Source organism: Rodentibacter rarus, assembly GCF_001998965.1.
Lineage (GTDB): Bacteria > Pseudomonadota > Gammaproteobacteria > Enterobacterales > Pasteurellaceae > Rodentibacter > Rodentibacter rarus.
In genome coordinates, this window is record NZ_MLHJ01000099.1 from 1 (window position 1) to 17,962 (window position 17,962).

General features: G+C 40.9%; 16 protein-coding genes and 2 pseudogenes. 10 read left to right on the top strand and 8 right to left on the bottom strand.

All coding sequences use genetic code 11. From position 1 onward, the window contains the following. Window positions 1–270: 270 nt before the first annotated feature. Both dapF and copM read left to right on the top strand, forming a co-directional pair. Window positions 271–1,095, top strand: coding sequence for a diaminopimelate epimerase (dapF, locus tag BKK50_RS09395; RefSeq protein WP_077417528.1), 825 nt, complete (start codon window positions 271–273; stop codon window positions 1,093–1,095). 368 nt (window positions 1,096–1,463) lie between these two features. Further along, window positions 1,464–1,769, top strand: a complete 306-nt coding sequence (gene copM, locus BKK50_RS09400; protein WP_077417530.1) for a CopM family metallochaperone — start codon at window positions 1,464–1,466, stop codon at window positions 1,767–1,769. Window positions 1,770–1,810: 41 nt separating this feature from the next. On the opposite strand, the pseudogene BKK50_RS09405 reads toward copM, so the two are convergent. Together BKK50_RS09405 and tnpA are read right to left on the bottom strand one after the other, a co-directional pair. Next, a pseudogene (locus BKK50_RS09405) lies at window positions 1,811–2,265 on the bottom strand (transposase family protein); the annotation flags it as partial. 96 nt (window positions 2,266–2,361) lie between these two features. Further along, a pseudogene (gene tnpA, locus BKK50_RS09410) lies at window positions 2,362–2,799 on the bottom strand (IS200/IS605 family transposase). Window positions 2,800–3,934: 1,135 nt separating this feature from the next. Between tnpA and hslV the strand changes: the two are divergent. Together hslV and hslU are read left to right on the top strand one after the other, a co-directional pair. Then, the gene (gene hslV / locus BKK50_RS09415; RefSeq protein WP_077417532.1) at window positions 3,935–4,462 is read left to right on the top strand and encodes an ATP-dependent protease subunit HslV; all 528 of its coding nucleotides are present in this window, start codon (window positions 3,935–3,937) and stop codon (window positions 4,460–4,462) included. Window positions 4,463–4,472: 10 nt separating this feature from the next. Further along, the gene (gene hslU / locus BKK50_RS09420) at window positions 4,473–5,807 is read left to right on the top strand and encodes an HslU--HslV peptidase ATPase subunit (protein ID WP_077417534.1); all 1,335 of its coding nucleotides are present in this window, start codon (window positions 4,473–4,475) and stop codon (window positions 5,805–5,807) included. Window positions 5,808–5,852: 45 nt separating this feature from the next. Here the strand turns inward: hslU and ypfJ are convergent, their stop codons facing one another. Continuing rightward, window positions 5,853–6,683: a KPN_02809 family neutral zinc metallopeptidase gene (ypfJ, locus tag BKK50_RS09425; protein WP_077417536.1), complete on the bottom strand. Its 831-nt coding sequence runs from the start codon at window positions 6,681–6,683 to the stop codon at window positions 5,853–5,855. Window positions 6,684–6,855: 172 nt separating this feature from the next. Here ypfJ and lysM point away from each other — a divergent pair, with 172 nt between their 5' ends. Further along, window positions 6,856–7,296 (top strand): peptidoglycan-binding protein LysM, encoded by a 441-nt coding sequence (gene lysM / locus BKK50_RS09430; protein ID WP_077417538.1) that lies wholly within the window; start codon window positions 6,856–6,858, stop codon window positions 7,294–7,296. A gap of 68 nt (window positions 7,297–7,364) precedes the next feature. Here lysM and xerD read toward each other — a convergent pair whose 3' ends face one another. From xerD to proC, 3 genes are read right to left on the bottom strand one after another with little or no spacing between them, the layout of a single operon-like run. Continuing rightward, window positions 7,365–8,258, bottom strand: coding sequence for a site-specific tyrosine recombinase XerD (gene xerD, locus BKK50_RS09435; RefSeq protein ID WP_077417541.1), 894 nt, complete (start codon window positions 8,256–8,258; stop codon window positions 7,365–7,367). A gap of 18 nt (window positions 8,259–8,276) precedes the next feature. Next, window positions 8,277–9,440, bottom strand: a complete 1,164-nt coding sequence (locus BKK50_RS09440; RefSeq protein ID WP_077417543.1) for a 3-phenylpropionate MFS transporter — start codon at window positions 9,438–9,440, stop codon at window positions 8,277–8,279. Beyond that, a complete protein-coding gene (gene proC / locus BKK50_RS09445; RefSeq protein ID WP_077417545.1) occupies window positions 9,440–10,255 on the bottom strand; it encodes a pyrroline-5-carboxylate reductase in 816 nt (271 codons plus the stop codon). The genes BKK50_RS09440 and proC overlap by 1 nt, the downstream gene beginning before the upstream one ends. A gap of 67 nt (window positions 10,256–10,322) precedes the next feature. Between proC and rdgC the strand changes: the two genes are divergently transcribed. From rdgC to BKK50_RS09460, 3 genes are all read left to right on the top strand, one after another. Continuing rightward, on the top strand, window positions 10,323–11,231 hold the full coding sequence (rdgC, locus tag BKK50_RS09450; RefSeq protein WP_077417547.1) for a recombination-associated protein RdgC: 909 nt from the start codon (window positions 10,323–10,325) through the stop codon (window positions 11,229–11,231). A gap of 64 nt (window positions 11,232–11,295) precedes the next feature. Then, entirely contained in the window at window positions 11,296–12,366 is a 1,071-nt protein-coding gene (locus BKK50_RS09455) for an MFS transporter (RefSeq protein WP_077417549.1), read from the top strand. Window positions 12,367–12,371: 5 nt separating this feature from the next. Beyond that, window positions 12,372–12,848, top strand: a complete 477-nt coding sequence (locus BKK50_RS09460; RefSeq protein WP_077417551.1) for a hypothetical protein — start codon at window positions 12,372–12,374, stop codon at window positions 12,846–12,848. Between the two features lie 103 nt (window positions 12,849–12,951). On the opposite strand, the gene BKK50_RS09465 is transcribed toward BKK50_RS09460, so the two are convergent. Then, window positions 12,952–13,650 carry a 7-cyano-7-deazaguanine/7-aminomethyl-7-deazaguanine transporter gene (locus tag BKK50_RS09465; RefSeq protein ID WP_077417553.1) on the bottom strand — a complete coding sequence of 233 codons (699 nt, stop codon included), beginning with the start codon at window positions 13,648–13,650 and terminating at the stop codon, window positions 12,952–12,954. Window positions 13,651–13,888: 238 nt separating this feature from the next. Here BKK50_RS09465 and gorA point away from each other — a divergent pair, with 238 nt between their 5' ends. Then, on the top strand, window positions 13,889–15,262 hold the full coding sequence (gene gorA / locus BKK50_RS09470; protein WP_077417555.1) for a glutathione-disulfide reductase: 1,374 nt from the start codon (window positions 13,889–13,891) through the stop codon (window positions 15,260–15,262). Between the two features lie 175 nt (window positions 15,263–15,437). Here gorA and BKK50_RS09475 read toward each other — a convergent pair whose 3' ends face one another. Beyond that, complete coding sequence (locus BKK50_RS09475) at window positions 15,438–16,577, bottom strand: alpha/beta hydrolase (protein WP_077417557.1); 1,140 nt, start codon at window positions 16,575–16,577, stop codon at window positions 15,438–15,440. 190 nt (window positions 16,578–16,767) lie between these two features. On the opposite strand from BKK50_RS09475, the gene BKK50_RS09480 reads away from it, so the two are divergent. After that, a complete protein-coding gene (locus BKK50_RS09480) occupies window positions 16,768–17,682 on the top strand; it encodes a LysR family transcriptional regulator (protein ID WP_077417559.1) in 915 nt (304 codons plus the stop codon). The last annotated feature ends 280 nt before the right edge of the window (window positions 17,683–17,962 follow it).

Sequence of the window (17,962 nt, forward strand, 5' to 3'; positions counted from 1 at the left end):
AGGTTTAGATTTTCACAGAATAATATATTGGTTTTACACAATACAACCTTGCTATAGCCCAAGCTATCATTTTGTTAATCTGTGCAAAATTTGGAAAAGTGACTTGTATTTAGCCATTGAAACCTACACCTTAGCCAGTTAGCATTTAATCCGATTTTATTAAAGGCGATCAAATTAATTGCTTTTTTCTCTTTTTTTCTACTGATTTGCCATTCGCTTTGTTGCTTACTATAATGTCAAATAGTCGTTTTGAAGAATTTAAGGATAGAAATGCAGTTTTCCAAAATGCACGGTTTAGGTAATGATTTTGCGGTGGTAGATGCCATTACACAAAATATTTATTTGTCACCAGAAATCATTAAACGCCTTTCTGATCGCCATCGTGGAATTGGTTTTGATCAGCTTTTGATTGTTGAACCGCCTTACGATCCGGATTTAGATTTCCATTATCGTATTTTTAATGCCGATGGGAGTGAAGTTTCACAGTGTGGTAATGGAGCACGCTGTTTTGCACGTTTTGTTACTCTTAAAGGTTTAACCAATAAAAAGGATATTGCCGTCAGCACCCAAAAAGGAAAAATGATTTTAACCGTACAAAAAGACGGACAGGTTCGTGTAAATATGGGCGAACCTGTCTGGGAGCCCGACAAAATTCCTTTTATCGCAAATAAGTTTGAAAAAAACTATATTTTACGCACAGATATTCAAACAGTATTATGCGGTGCAGTTTCGATGGGAAATCCACATTGTGTTGTACAAGTGGACGATATCTGTACAGCGAAGGTTGAACAACTAGGTCCGTTACTTGAAAATCACGAACGTTTTCCTGAGCGCGTTAATGTTGGGTTTATGCAAGTGATAAACCGTAACCATATTAAATTACGAGTGTATGAACGTGGTGCCGGAGAAACTCAAGCTTGTGGTAGTGGCGCATGTGCAGCTGCGGCAGTGGGAATGATGCAGGGCTTGTTGGGTAATAATGTACAAGTTGATTTACCGGGGGGAAGCTTGATGATTGAATGGCAAGGTGAGGGGCAGTCGCTTTATATGACAGGTGATGCTACCCATATTTACGATGGACATATTCAACTTTAAAAGATAAAAAGAGCGGTTAAATCAGAATGATTATTCAGACGCTTCTCTGTTTTCAGAGGGATTAAATAGTCTCAAACCTGTACATATAGACCCGCAGTATTACGTATAACCCAAATCAAATTATGCTGAATGTTACTTGTGGCAATCCAGTCATAATTTTCGGTGGTGTAGTTCAAACGTAATATCATCGCAATCATTAGGAAACAAGGATTCCAAAGCAGAATAAAACGATTTTCGTGTTTTTACTTTAGCAGGGGCAATATACATTTGCTTTAAAATAAACGTTCGAAATGCACTTGACCTTAACCTAAGGTTAAAGTTTAAACTGCCTGCCAATTAACCCAATGGAGTATTTATGAAAAAAACTAATGACAACATTATTTGCTTTAGCACTTGGTGCAACAGCAATAGCAAACACTACTCACCACCATCAAGCCACTCATCTTACCCCGATGCAACAAGAGCTGATGGCTGGAATGAATGAAATGCACCAAGATATGATGAAGGGAATGGAAATCCAAGATGCAGATATTGCCTTTGTAACGGGTATGATTCCTCATCATCAAGGTGCTGTTAAAATGGCTGAAATTGAGCTGAAATATGGCAAAGATCCTGAATTACGCCAACTGGCTAAAAATATTATTCAGGCGCAAGAAGGGGAAATTAAATTGTAGAAAATCTGACAGTCCCCATCTAAAAGTAAGTGTCTGTCAGATTAATTTGAGCCTAAGTTCTTTTCTGCCCAAATTCGTTTTCTATCAAGTTTTCCATTGGCGTTCTTTCACAGCACATTTTTTCTTGATGGGTTCGATAATGGATATAATACAACAGCCATTCATCCAAATCAGCTTGTAATGTGACTAACTCCATATAAATTTTCTTTCTAAATGCCACTTGGTAAAACGCCTGCAAAATCGTTTTACGAAAGCGATCAAAAATGCCATTTGTCTGAGGGTGTTTTACTTTCGTTTTTGTATGGTCAATATCATTGATTGTCAAATAAAACTCATAATCGTGATTTTCTACCTTACCATAATATTCACTCCCTCTATCGGTGAGAATACGTAATATCGGTACCTCTTGGTTTTCAAAGTGAGGCAAGACCTTATCACTTATATCTGTCGCCGTAATCGGTGTTTTCATAGTGTAAAATTTAGCGAATGCCACTTTGACTTTCAGTATCAGTAAAAATCCACCTTCATAGAAGGTGGCTTTGATTGACGCCCATAGGAGCGTTTCTAAATTCCGATTCTCAGAATCCGAATTTTACGTCGAAGGCAGCTTTAACTTCTTATCTTCTAACTCATGTTTCTCTTGATATTTAACATATCTACGTATCATTTCTGTATTGGCACCTATGGTGTCCACGCAGTAACCTCCTCCAAAAATGATTGCCCATAATTATTTATGTTTCCTTAAATAGGGAAACTTGTTGAACAATCTAATCGCTGTGCGACCTTTTAAGTGACCCATCACATCTGATACAGATAACTTCGGGGGAATCTTCACTAAAAGATGAACATGATCTTGCTGAATATTCAGCTCAACTACCTCTAGTTTCAGTTGCTCACAAAGTATCCTTAAATGGATATACACTTCTCGACCAACTTTATTTTTCAAGATTCGAAAGTGACATTTCGGTGTCCAAACTAAATGATATTGACAATGCCAAATCACATGCGATGATTTCTTAAATCGACTCATTTTTTTCCTTATGTTGGTTATGGGGATAACTTCCACAAGGATTTTCTATGAGTCGATTTTTCAGGCAAAGCCTTTTTAGCCGATAACCACCTTCATAGAGGGTGGTTTTTAGTTAGCAATAAAATGAATTATTGGAATGAGGGTAAATTTGAGAATGAGATGAAAATTGTAAAATAAGTGGGAACTAATATAATCACAGATAAATAATATCAGATGAAAAATAACCCTCACTGCGTCTTAATTTATCTCAAGTAGAAAGTAAAAGAGAGCAAGTTTAACCTTAATTCAGATCATTAACCAGTCTTGACATTCGAGAATGAGCGTTAAATAATTCGGCATCAAAGTTGATGCCGAATTATTTTTTATGAAACTTTCACAAGTTTTCAAAACAACTTTTCACCGCTCTTCACGTTATACCATCGATAAACTAATGCCTTTCTTAATAATGAACTACTCTTCAAGCTTTACAAGAAGGTGGGATTACGACAGTGAGAAAGTGTAAACTTCCTCTTTGAATCTATCATTTGATCAGTTAATCTCATCCGAAAAGTGATGATAGAAATGGCAAAGTGCAAAGGAATTGTCCCGAGTAAACTCAGCTTTGCTAGATGTAGTGGTTCGTTGTAGCTTACTTCACCAGCGTATCATTACTATGCCAGGAAAATTTACCTAAGGCATATTAACCGCTTTTAGATGAGTTAGGAATTATGAACTCTCAAGTAAGAAAAAAGCAAAGCAATTCAAAAGTTGTGAGAGAAAAAACGCTTAAATATCCATATAAAGGAGTCCCTCAGTGGGTTAACTGACAGGTATTAGGTCATTTCTTTGGATAAAACAGGATGATTTGATAGGTATAAGTCATGTTCAAGGTGATTTGGGAATAATAAGTATAAAGGAGCATTAATATCCTGGTTTTTGGTTATGCGGAATAGGGGTTAACCGCTATGGGGTTCTACAATATCACTCAATCACATATAAACTGAATACGATTGTAAGATGTTTTTTATAATTTTATAAAATTACAATTTTTATCTTTCTATTCTCTCTGAGAAGTAAATAATCAATTCATAGACTTGAATTTTCTAAACCCCGCCGCCATATAACGGGCAAGTTTTTTTCAAAAAAGGACAGAAGAATGACAACAATCGTCAGTGTGCGCCGTAACGGGCAAGTGGTCGTTGGGGGGGATGGACAAGTTTCCCTCGGCAATACAGTAATGAAAGGTAATGCGAGAAAAGTACGCCGTTTATACAACGGCAAGGTATTAGCCGGTTTTGCCGGTGGCACGGCCGATGCCTTCACGCTGTTTGAATTGTTCGAGCGTAAATTGGAAATGCATCAAGGGCATTTGCTAAAAAGTGCGGTGGAATTAGCAAAAGATTGGCGAACAGATCGAGCATTGCGTAAATTAGAGGCCATGCTGATTGTGGCGGATGAAAAAGAAAGCCTAATCATCACGGGAATTGGCGATGTAGTGCAACCAGAGGAAGATCAAATTTTAGCCATTGGTTCAGGGGGGAATTATGCCCTCTCTGCTGCCCGTGCTTTAGTGGAAAACACTGATCTTTCCGCCCGTGAAATTGTGGAAAAATCATTACAAATTGCCGGTGATATTTGCGTGTTCACCAACACAAATTTCACTATTGAAGAATTACCGAATTAAGGAAAAAATTATGTCTGAAATGACTCCACGCGAAATTGTTTCTGAATTAGATCAACATATTATTGGGCAAGCCGATGCGAAAAGAGCGGTTGCTATTGCACTGAGAAATCGTTGGCGCCGTATGCAACTTCAAGAGCCGCTACGCCACGAAGTTACCCCGAAAAATATCCTGATGATTGGACCAACCGGTGTGGGTAAAACAGAAATTGCCCGCCGTTTGGCAAAATTAGCCAATGCCCCTTTCATTAAAGTGGAGGCCACTAAATTTACCGAGGTGGGTTATGTGGGCAAAGAGGTGGATTCCATTATTCGTGATTTAACGGATAGTGCAATGAAATTGGTTCGCCAACAAGAAATTGCAAAAAATCGTGCGAAGGCAGAAGATGCAGCGGAAGAACGTATTCTGGACGCATTGTTACCACCGGCCAAAAACCAATGGGGTGAGGTGGAAAACCACGATAGCAACAGTAGTACACGTCAGGCATTTCGTAAAAAATTGCGTGAAGGTCAATTAGATGACAAAGAAATCGAAATTGATGTTTCCGCCGGTGTTTCTATGGGGGTGGAAATTATGGCACCACCGGGAATGGAAGAAATGACAAGCCAGCTCCAATCTATGTTTCAAAACCTCGGTAGCGATAAAACCAAAAAACGAAAAATGAAAATCAAAGAGGCATTAAAAACCTTGATTGATGATGAAGCGGCAAAATTGATTAATCCGGAAGAATTAAAACAAAAAGCCATTGAAGCCGTGGAGCAAAACGGTATCGTATTCATTGATGAAATCGATAAAATCTGCAAAAAAGGCGAGTACAGCGGTGCCGATGTTTCCCGTGAGGGAGTACAGCGTGATTTACTCCCGTTGGTGGAAGGCTCAACGGTTAGCACCAAACATGGTATGGTGAAAACGGATCACATTTTATTTATTGCCTCTGGTGCGTTCCAAGTGGCACGTCCTTCAGATTTAATCCCTGAATTACAAGGGCGTTTGCCAATTCGTGTGGAACTTTCCGCCCTAAGTGCGGCTGATTTTGAGCGAATTTTAACAGAGCCTAATGCTTCCTTAACCGAGCAATATAAAGCCTTAATGGCAACAGAAGGGGTGAATATTGAATTTACCCAAGAGGCTGTAAAAAAAATCGCCGAAGCGGCATTTCGTGTCAATGAGAAAACGGAAAATATCGGTGCCCGCCGTTTACATACGGTGATGGAGCGTTTGATGGATAAAATCTCCTTTAATGCCAGCGATATGAACGGTCAAACCGTCAATATTGATGAAGCCTATGTGGCAGAGGCACTGGGCGAAGTGGTCGAAAACGAGGATTTGAGCCGCTTTATTCTTTAATTGGTGGTGAAAGACAAAGGTCCGGTGTTTGCCGGACCTTTCTTTTTAGTTGAAGGTATCACACTGACTTGGATTACCGGTTTGCAATCCTTTTCTAAACCACATCAAACGCTGGGCGGAAGTACCATGAGTAAAACTATCCGGCACCACATAGCCTTGACCACGTTTTTGTAGGCGATCATCCCCCACCGCCTCTGCGGCATTAAAGGCCTTTTCTTCGTCCCCCCGCTCAAATAAACCACTTTTCACCGCTTGATTGGCCCAAACACCGGCAAAGCAATCTGCTTGTAATTCTAATTTTACGGAAAGTTGATTGGCGGTTTTGCGGTCAGTACTTTGTTGTGCACGATGAACTTGCCCTAATACACCGAGTAAATTTTGTACATGATGCCCCACTTCATGGGCAATCACATAAGCAAAAGCAGAATCCCCCGCAGCACCCAGTTTGTTTTTCATATTATTATAGAAAGAGAGATCGAGGTAAACTTTACGATCATTTGGGCAGTAAAACGGTCCCATTGCCGATTGTCCTGTGCCACAGGCTGTCGAGGTTGCACCGTTATAAAGCACCATAACCGGCTCTTGATATTGGTATCCCATTTGTTTGAAATAGCCTCCCCAAACGGCTTCTGTATCCGCCAATACGACTTTTGATAAACCGGCAAGTTGTTGCTCTTCTTGGCTTTCTAGCCGTTGTGAGGATTGACCTGAAAAGTCAGGAGTGCCAACTAATCCGGACAAATCAACACCATAATAAGCGCCCACTAATAAAATAATGAAACCTAAAATTCCCGTGCCTTTGCCGCCACCAAAATTGCCACCGGAACCCCGTCTATCCTCAATATTTGAACTTTCTCTTCTGCCCTGCCAACGCATAATTTCCTCTTTTATTTATCCTTAAAAAATGCCCGCATTCTATCAAAGTGCGGTCATCTTTAAAGCTTTTTTACAAAAAGATTTACAGTAATTTACATTGTATTTTCTAGACATTCCCACTGCTTTTCAGTATGGTAGCAGGCGAATTTCATCACTAAAAAAGGAATAAAAAATGGGATTATTTGATTTTGTTGGCGATATTGGCAAAAAACTTTTTTCGAAAGAAGAAGATGCATCAAAAGCCGTCACACAACACATTGCAGAAGATAACCCGGGGGTAGAAAATCTTTCTGTTACCGTTGAAAATGGGGTCGCCAATATTCAAGGTGTGGCGTCTACCGCAGCCGCATTAGAAAAAGCCGTATTAATGGCGGGTAATATTCAAGGTATTAGTGCGGTGACAAGTGATGCTACCATCAGCAACGGTGAAACGCTCGCCTCTGATGAAACTTTCTATGTCATTCAAAAAGGCGATACCCTTTGGAAAATTGCAGAAAAAGCTTACGGCAATGGTGCAAAATACACCGCCATTGTTGAAGCAAACAAAGAAGTCATCAAAGATGCGGATAAAATTTTCCCGGGACAAAAAATTCGTTTGCCAAAAGATTTATAAGAGCTTCAACGTGTGGTGAGAAATGAACACTTCAAAAGGTAGAGCGTTTTTCATCACACTTTTCTTTTCTATCCCCTCGGATGAAATCTTTCATGCAAGCGTTTCAGGCGCTCTTTCGCTACGTGAGTATAAATTTGTGTGGTAGATAAATCACTATGACCCAAAAGCATTTGCACTACCCGTAAATCGGCACCGTGATTGACTAAATGAGTAGCAAAGGCGTGGCGAAGTACATGGGGGGAGAGGGTATCTCCGTCAATATTGGCTAAGATCGCATAGTGTTTCACCCGGTGCCAAAAGGTTTGTCGGGTCATTTGTTGAGCACGTTGGCTGGGAAATACAATATCCGAACTTTGCCCATTCAATAACACCGGGCGACCATAAAGCATAAATTGACGGATCCAATAGGCGGCTTCTTCGCCCATCGGTACAATCCGTTCTTTATTGCCTTTACCAATCACCCGCACCACACCTTGTTGTACGCTCATATTTTCAATGGTGAGTGAAACCAATTCCGTCACACGCAAACCTGTGGCATAAAGCAATTCCAACATGGCTTTATCCCGCAGTTCCAAAGGAATATCCACATCAGGGGTATTTAATAGATCACTCACTTGTTGTTCACTGAGATATTTGGGTAAGCGAGTAGGTAATTTCGGTGAGCTGAGGATAGCCGTGGGATCATCTGTGCGATATTTTTCTCGGTATAAATATTGAAAGAGTTTTCGCATTGCACTGAGCATTCGAGCCGTACTCGTTGCCTTGTAGCCCTGTTCCACACGCTCACCAAGAAACCCTTGTAAATCTATTGCATCGAGGGTTTCCAAAGAAAGATTGTTTTTATCTAACCAATCACAAAGTGCGCTCAGATCTAAGCGGTAAGATTGCACCGTATTTTCTGAAAGCCCTTTTTCGATCCAATATTCATTGAGGAATAAATCAACTAATGCGGTGTTTTTCATTGTGTCCTCTTGCGATGATTAATTTGTTTTCACCAAAAAAGCATTCAATTTGCGTGGAATCACGAAAAATGATGTGGCACCAATACCGCTCATTAGCAAGAATGTCATCGTAGGTGAAATCGGGTAAATGAGACCTGAAATTGCTGTAAAAAGGGCGATCAGTGCGCCATTGGATAAACCGTTATACAGACCTTGTAATTTCGCAATATGGCTTTGTGGTTGTGTGCTGATATAACGTACCATCGCATAATGACAGGCTGCATAAGTGAGGCTGTGTGCCAGTTGAAGGGGTAAAATCTGCCAAAAGGTGTTGGCATAAGCCAAACCGGCCCAACGTAAAACCGCCACGAACCCGGATAAAAAGAAAATACGGCTTACCGACCAATTTTGGAATAAACGCCGTGAAAAGAAAAATAAGAGGATTTCTGCGAGTACGCCAATGCCCCAAAGCAAGCTGGTTTGTGGCACGGAAATACCAATGCCCGTCCAATAGATGGTGCTATAGACATAATAAGCAGCATGGGATCCTTGGATTAGCCCACCTGCCAGCATAATGCGTAAGGTGGTGGGATTTTTTAATAGGGCTAAAAAACGGATTTGGCTTGCTGTTCCATTTTCTAAAGGTTCATCTTCCGGGGCAATGGTCGGTTTGAATAACTGAATGATAGTATAAAACAACAAAAGTGCGGTCAAAATCCACACGGTATTTTGTTCGCCCAGCCAACCTATCATGCCACCAAAAACCACCACACCTAAAATAAATGCGATAGAACCAATCAGCCTCACTTTGCCATAATCCAATCCAATTTGGCGTTGCCAGGTGGAAGCCAAGGAATCCCCAATGGGCATACCGGCGGAATTCACCATAGCAAAAAGCCCAATCGCCGAAAACAGCAACCAGAAATTGTGGGCAACCAAGCTCATTGTCGCCATAATCAGGGCGGAAGCTAACGCTAGTAAACGTAGTGCGTTGATGAGGTGATCGGCTTTTTTAATTAATGAAGAGAAAAATAATCCGCCAATGAAACGGAAAATATAGGCACTACCAATGACAAGGCCGATCATTTCTTCGCCATATTGTTGTGATTTCAACCATGCCGGAAAAAACGGCAAAAAGACACCATAAGCACAATAGTAGCCAAGAAAGCTCAGGGCGAGCCAGTAAAAGGGACGAATTTGCATCAGAATAAGGTTTCCATTTCTTGTGAACGTGCCACACAGGCTTGCATGGCTTCCGCCACGATGTGATTAAATTGTTGGCGATGAAATACCTCTAACGCCGCAGCGGTCGTTCCCCCTTTTGAGGTCACGTTTTCTCTTAGGGTAGAAAGTGCGGTTTGTGGGTTTTCCTCCACCATTTTGGCTGCCCCTAACATGGTTTGTTGCACAAACTGACGGGCAGTGTCAGCCTCCATATTCATTTCAACTAATGCCTGTTGCATGGCTTCCAGCATTAAAAAGAAATAGGCGGGGCTACTGCCGGAAGCAGCCGTCACGGCGTGCATTTGATTTTCCTCTTTCACCCATTGTGTTTTACCCACTGCATTTAACAAAGCTTGCGCAAAAGTGCGGTCAGTTTTCGGCGTGTTTTCAGGGGCAAATAATCCCGCCATTCCTTCTCCCACCAAGGCGGGGGTATTCGGCATTACTCGTACAACGGATTTTGCACTTGGGATCAGAGCTTGTAATCGGGTGGTGGAAATGCCTGCGGCAATCGAAATCAGTAATTTATCGGAAAAATCCGCCGCACTTAATGGTGCACAAACGTCCGACATCATTTGTGGTTTCACGGCAAGTAAAACAACTTCCGCACGAGTGACGCTTTCCACATTATTGTCCGCCGTTTGCACGCCCAGTTTAGCGAAATATGCCCGCTTTTCTTCATTGGGATCATTCACAATAATTTGTGTCGCCGGATAACCTTGTTTTAATAACCCCAGCACAATTGCCTGAGCCATATTACCACCGCCAATAAAGGCGATTAATTTTTGTTGCATTATTTTTTCCTATGAGTTTATGGGCTACAATGTCGCCTATTTTACCCGATTATGAAGGAACTGTACGATGTGGTTTAAAAATTTAATGAGTTATAGGCTCACTAAGCCTTTGGAATGGGATCGCCATCAGCTTCAAACCCAGCTTGAAAGTTGCCAATTTCATCCCTGTGGGGCACAAGATCAAAGTAAATTTGGTTGGGGTTGTCCGTTGCGAGGCTCGGATTTACTCTATTTTTCCGTGGGCAATCACATTTTATTAGTAGCAAAAAAGGAAGAAAAAATCCTGCCGGCAAACGTGGTAAAACGTGAATTGGATGAACGCATTGAAAGTTTGGAGCAAAAAGAAAACCGCAAATTGAAAAAAGTGGAAAAACAAACTTTAAAGGATGATGTGGTGATGAATCTTTTACCAAGAGCCTTTAGTAAAAATCAGCATACCGCATTATGGATTGATACGGAAAATCAGCTCATTCACGTGGATGCCGCCTCAAGCAAACGGGCAGAAGATGCCTTGGCATTATTGCGAAAATCCTTAGGCTCTTTGCCTGTCGTACCGCTTGCTTTTGCCCATGAGCCTAGCTATGTAATGACAAATTGGATCACTCAAGAAAGTTTGCCGCATTGGCTGATTGCCCTTGAAGAAGCCGAACTGCGCGGCAGCCAAGAAGACAGTGTAATTCGTTGCAAAAAACAACCCCTTGAAAACGAAGAAATTCTTGCTCTTTTACAAGAAGGTAAGAAAGTCGTCAGTAAACTGGCATTAGAATGGGAAGATACCCTCACTTTCATCTTTAATGAGGATTGCACGCTCAAACGGTTAAAATTTGCTGATATGGTTCGTGAAAAAAATGACGATATTTTAAAAGAAGATTTCGCCCAACGGTTTGATGCTGATTTTGTCTTGATGACTGGCATTCTCAGTAAACTCACTGAAAATTTATTGGATGAATTTGGTGGTGAAAAAGCAAGGTTATAGGTAAAAGAGCGGTTAAATCGGGCGGTATTTTTACGCACCACCATTCATTTCGGAAACAATTAGTATGAATATTCAAAATGCCATTTTATGGCGGCGTTTCTTCTCCGGTGTGGCATACACGGCAATGCAGAGCGTCTTTTTTATCTATTTACAGAACAATAAAGGGTTTGAAACCTCGCAAATTGCCAGCGCATTTTCACTATTGGTGTTTGCCAGCCAAGCCTTTTCTCTTTTTGCCGGTGTATGGGGGGATCAGTTTGGACGATCCAAAATGATGTTACTTGGCTGTTTAATGGATGCCTTGGCTTACATTTTATTGATAACGACAGACTATTATCCTCTTTTGTTATTGGCGACATTCTTTTTTGGTTTGGGTAGCACATTATTTGGCACCAATGCCCGAGCCTTGTTGCTTTCAACCGCAGCGAATAATTATCAGGAGAAAGCCAAAGCACAGGGGAAATTTTTGCGCATCCAAAGTCTTGCTTCAATGTCAGCCCCCTTGCTTGCCCTGCCATTTTTGCATTTTCAACTACCTGAAATGTTGATTTGGTTGAGTTGTGCCATTGAAGTGTCAATGTTGCTTTTTATGCTTATCGCTGTGAAAGAAACGCCTTGTAAAGTGATCAGTACGCCTTTTAGATTTCAGAATATCCGGCAAGTATTAAGCAAGCGATTTGTGTTTGCCCATTTATTGCTTTTTATTCCATTGGCAATGGGCACTTCTTTTTATATTATTTTCCCCTATATTTTTAGTAACTTACTTGATAGCCCGGAATCCATTCCAATCGCCTTTTTTATTAATAATTTGATTGCGGTGTTATTCCAAGCCCGTTTTACACGCAAATTGGATTTTGGTGTGGTAAAACTTACTTATATCGCCCCATTGTTAGTGATCACCTTAATCGTGCCTTGGTTCTATGTGATTGATTTTCTTTCCTTTATGACGGCTTATCTTTATTTGATTATCTTTGCCTTTGTGAGTCTGTTTGCCAATACAGCGATGGCGAATATGTTGGTGAAATTGGATAAAGGCGTGAACCAAGGTTTAATGTTTGGGGCATCTAAACTGATTTTAGCGGGAACGACCGCACTGGTGATGAATATTATTCCTGTTGTCTTTTTGATTTGGTAAGCAAAATGAAATTACGCCATATTTTCTTTTCTTTATTGTTATCACTCACCGTGAGTGCGATAGCGATTGCACCGGCGTTGTATGATCTGAGAAATCGTGAAGCTGAACAGACTGAACTCGCTGAATTATATTCTCAACTTGTCGTCGTCCTTGAAAACGAAAATTATCTTGAGCTTGATAAATTATTAGCGGATGACTTTGTGCTGACGGTGATTCGTGATGGCAAACGAAAGCGTTTTAGCAAAGCGGATTGGCTGAATAATTTAAAAGACGGGCTACTGTATTATGATATGCTGAAAGCCATCAAAGTACTGCCAATCGGCAAAGACAGACTGACCGCCACCTATGATCTAAAAGCCTCATTTTTAGGGGAAAGTGTAGAGGCGATGCGGTTAAAAATGTACTTTCGCACTAGAATGAATGAAGGGCGACACCAAATCACACGAATGTGGATCAATTGGGATAAAAACCAAGGAAAGTGATTGTCGGACAACAATAAAGTGCGGTCAAAATTTAATGGATTTTCGGTATGGTATCGCCAAGGCACAAAAACAGAAATTTTAACCGCACTTTTCCCCACTCACCCTATTTTTGTGCGCTCAAGCCTTGGAGTTTGCGTAAAATGACACTCAATACCACGCCATAAGCGGGAACGAATAACAAAATACCAATAAATAACTTGAATAAATAATCGACAAATCCCAGTTCAGCCCAATGTGCCGCCATAAAAGGATCGGCGCTTTGATAGAATGCGACACTAAAAAAGACAAAAGTATCTGCCATCGAACCTAAGGTCATCGAACAACTTGGGGCGATCCACCAAGTTTTGAGTTGGCGTAAACGATTAAAGACCGTCACATCCAATAATTGCCCCACCACATAAGCCAAAAAACTCGCTAATGCAATGCGGAACACAAACATATCAAAACTGCCCAAGGCTTCAATACCTTGATATTGAGAATTCGAGAACAACACCGAAATCGCATAACTGATAATCAGTGCCGGTATCATCACGATAAAAATAATCCAACGGGCTTCTTTTGCGCCAAATACCCGCACTGTTAAATCCGTGGCAAGGAAAATGAAAGGAAAAGTGAGCGTTCCCCAAGTGCTGTGAAAGGAAAAATCCTGCGCGGCACCCAGTGCGGTTAATTTTAGGGAAATTTCAAAGGGAATTTGGACGAGATAATTGCTTGCCGCAATGATCAGAATATGGAAAAGACTCAACCAAATGAGAGCGCTATGCTTTTGTTGTGCATTAAAGATAGGATAATTAATATTCATTTTTTACCTTTTTGAATCAATAAAAATCGGGGTGAGGGAACCCGAGACGAAAATCAAGGGGAGGAATCATACGTAGATTTATTCAGATTGCAAGATACGTGATGAATATTTGTGAAAGTGCGATCAAAATCCGGGAACGGTTTTCATATAGAGATGCCCAATTGAAGTAATTTATAGCTTTATAAACAAAATTTCGGCAGAATACAGAGAATTTTTATGTTTAAAAAAGGATAAAACAATGACTAAACATTATGATTATATCGCTATCGGTGGCGGCAGTGGCGGAATTGCATCCATTAATCGTGCCGCAAGCTATGGTAAAAGATGTGCCATTATTGAAGCCAAATATTTAGGCGGAACCTGTGTTAATGTGGGTTGTGTACCCAAAAAAGTGATGTTCTACGGCGCTCAAATTGCAGAAGCCATCAACCATTATGCACCGGATTATGGTTTTGATGTGGAGGTGAAAAAATTTAATTTTGAAAAACTCATTGAAAGTCGCCAAGCTTACATTAGCCGCATTCACACCTCTTACAATAATGTGTTAGCCAAAAATAACGTGGATGTGATTAATGGCTTTGGTAAATTCATTGATGCCCATACCATTGAAGTGAGCTTTGCAGATGGTTCAACAGCGCGTGTCACGGCGGATCATATTTTAATTGCCACAGGGGGAAGACCTTTCCGTCCACATTCCGTTAAAGGACAAGAATATGGCATTGATTCCGATGGTTTCTTTGCCTTAACCGAATTGCCAAAACGGGTTGCCATTATTGGTGCTGGCTATATTGCGGTGGAACTTGCCGGCGTACTCAACAGTCTTGGGGCAGAAACCCATTTAGTGGTGCGCCGCCATGCGCCAATGCGTAATCAAGATCCGTTGATTGTTGAAACCTTAGTAGAGGTTTTAGAACAAGACGGTATTGTGTTGCACAAACACACCACCATTCAAGAAATCATTAAAAATGAAGATGGATCGCTGACCGCAAAATTTGACCACGAACGCCATGTCACGGTAGATTGCGTCATTTGGGCGGCAGGTCGTGAGCCGGCTACTGATAAGATTGGTTTGGAAAATGCCGGTGTGGAAACCAATGAGCGGGGTTATATCAAAGTTGATAAATTCCAAAACACCAATGTGAAAGGCATTTATGCCGTAGGCGATATTATTGAAGGCGGGATTGAATTAACCCCCGTTGCGGTTGCAGCAGGTCGCCGTTTATCCGAGCGTTTATTCAATAACAAACCGAACGAACATTTAGATTATAATCTTGTGCCTACCGTTGTGTTTAGTCATCCACCAATCGGTACTATTGGTTTAACCGAGCCACAAGCTATCGAACAATATGGCGAAGACAATGTGAAAGTGTATACATCATCCTTTACTGCGATGTACACTGCCGTCACCCAACATCGCCAACCTTGCAAAATGAAATTAGTTTGCGTAGGCAAAGAGGAAAAAATTGTAGGTTTACACGGCATTGGCTTTGGCGTGGATGAAATGATTCAAGGTTTTGCGGTTGCCATTAAAATGGGCGCAACGAAAGCCGACTTCGACAATACGGTCGCCATTCACCCAACCGGTTCGGAAGAATTTGTGACAATGAGATAATCATTTTTACCACAAATTATTGTCAATAATTGATCGGGGATTATAACAATCCAACTAATCTATTGTTTTTATCACGCTTGCTGGGATGTCGCCAACGGTATTGGTTGGCACATCTTTTGTGACCACCGCCCCGGCAGAAACGACCGCTCTTTTGAGCGGTCGTTTATATAAGTGATTATTTTAAATTTGCTTTGAAGAATGCTTCAAATTTATCGTAAGGGATTTTGTTTGCCACATCATCATATAAATCCGTGTGATTGGCGCTCGGTACGATATATAACTCTTTATTTTTGCTACCTAATGCGTTGAACGCTTCTTCACCAAAATAACGAGAGTGGGCTTTTTCACCATGGACGACCAGAGCCGGAGCCTTCAATTCTGCTGCGCGTTGCAAAATCGGCATATTGATGAAAGCAAGTGGTGCAGTTTGTGTCCAACCGCTGGTTGAATTGATGGAACGAGGGTGATAACCACGCTCGGTTTTGTAGTAGTTGGAATATTCTTTCACAAATAATGGGGTATCATCTGTCAATTTTTCCTGCGATGGCAAGTGATTGTCTTTCGGGGTTAAAGCAAATGTCCCGTTTTGGGCATCAACCCAACGTTGCGCATTTAATGCTTGCTTCATTTTATTACGACCTTCAATGTCTAATCCCGCCACACGATCATATTGTCCTTTAGGATCTAATTTGATTTCATATCCGTTTGCCATCACACGGGTCATATCATACATCGTGCTAACAGCTACCGCTTTCACTCGTGTATCTGCGATTGCGGCATTCAGGGCAAAGCCACCCCAACCACAGATCCCTAAAATCCCAATTTCATCAGGGTTAACAAAATCTTGTAAGCCTAAAAAATCGACTGCGGCACTAAAATCTTCGGTATTGATTTCAGGGCTTGCCATATTACGAGGCAGACCTGAGCTTTCACCGGTATATGAACCGTCAAAGGCAAGGGTGACAAAACCACGTTCTGCAAGATGCTGCGCATATAACCCTGAAGATTGTTCTTTCACCGCACCAAATGGGCCACTTACGGCAATGGCGGGGAGTTTGCCCTGTGCATTTTTTGGCATATATAAATCACCGGCCAATGTGATGCCATAGCGATTTTTGAAGGTGACTTTGCGATGTTCAACTTTGTCGGATTTCGGGAAAACTTTATCCCATTCTTGAGTGAGTTGAATGTGTTGTACCGGTATTTCAATTGACGTTGCATTTTGCGGTAATGTTGCCATAGCTTGTCCTCCTAGTAATACAGAACCTAAAGTCGCGATAAGGGCGTTTTTTTTGAAAAGTGTTTTACTCATCATTTTCCTCGCTAATCATTACATTAAAACTGCGAAATTTTCGCACTGGAATTGTACAAAAAAAAAACAATTCGTCTGCAAGAACTTTTTTCTTTTTGTGTGTCTTTTGCTTGTGGAGGGCATTATAAGGTCTAGACTATTTCAAGTTAATTTGTAAAAATGAATTTCATCATTTCTAAAAGTGAAATAATTAATGAATAACCGTTTTGAAACCTTAAAAGTATTTTGTTCCTTGGCTGAAACGCTGCAATTTAAAGAAACTGCTCACCGCCTTGACGTTTCTCCGCCGGTTGTCACTCGATTGATTGCGGAATTGGAAGCATATTTAGGCGAGCCGCTTTTTCAACGTAATACCAGACAAGTTCATTTAACGGACTTTGGCGAGCAATTTCTACCGAAAGCCCGGCAATTGTTAGCAGATAGCGAACAGCTGTTTACACCAAGTAAACAGAGGGTGGCGGAAGAAATGACTGGAATCGTGCGGATTACTGTGCCAAGTTGGCGGATTAATGATGCCATTTTGGCAAAATTATTGACCGCACTTTCTTCTTATCCTGAGCTGATTATTGACTGGCGGGATGATATGAATAAATTAGATTCAGTAGCCCATCGGATTGATATTGGTTTGCGTATTGGGCCAGTGCCTGACTCTAATTTTATTGTGCGAAGTATCACTGAAATTGGTGATGTGTTAGTGGCTTCACCCACTCTATTGGTCCGATTGGGTGAACCAAAATCCTTGGAAGACTTAGAGCAACGTTTTCCTTTTGTTGCTCAAATTAATCCGGCGACAGGGCGTGCTTGGCATTTTCCGTTAAATCAAGAAAGGGAACTCAAACCTCATCATATTCGTTTTCAAAGTACGGATATTTATAGTGGTTTGCAAGCCGTATTACAGGGAAATGCGGTAGGGCTAATCAGTGATTTTATTGCTGTGCCTTATTTACAACGTGGTGAACTGTGCCAACTTTTTAAGGAGATTGAAATTCAGAAATGGCCGCTTTTTTTATATCGCCCTTATGAAGCGATAACCCCAAAAAGAGTGTTAAAAGTCTTTGAGGTGCTGGAAGGGATTTTAAAGGACTTTTTTGAGGAAAATAAATATTAGATTTTATTCTATTTGTTAATAAAAAATAATTTTCATTGAACAAAGTGCGGTTAAAAATCACGGTATTATGTAGCAAATGCACAAAATAGAAATTTTAACCAAAGCGTAGGGACACACTGTGTGTGTCCGTTATAAAATCAAATTATTTCAATAGGTTAAAATTCGGACACACGCAGTGTGTCCCTACAAGATAACAAAAAACAACGTTGTGCAACTGCTACATAATACCGCTTTTTTCATAAAAATGCCTTCATATTCTATTAAAAAGGCTTTGCATTAT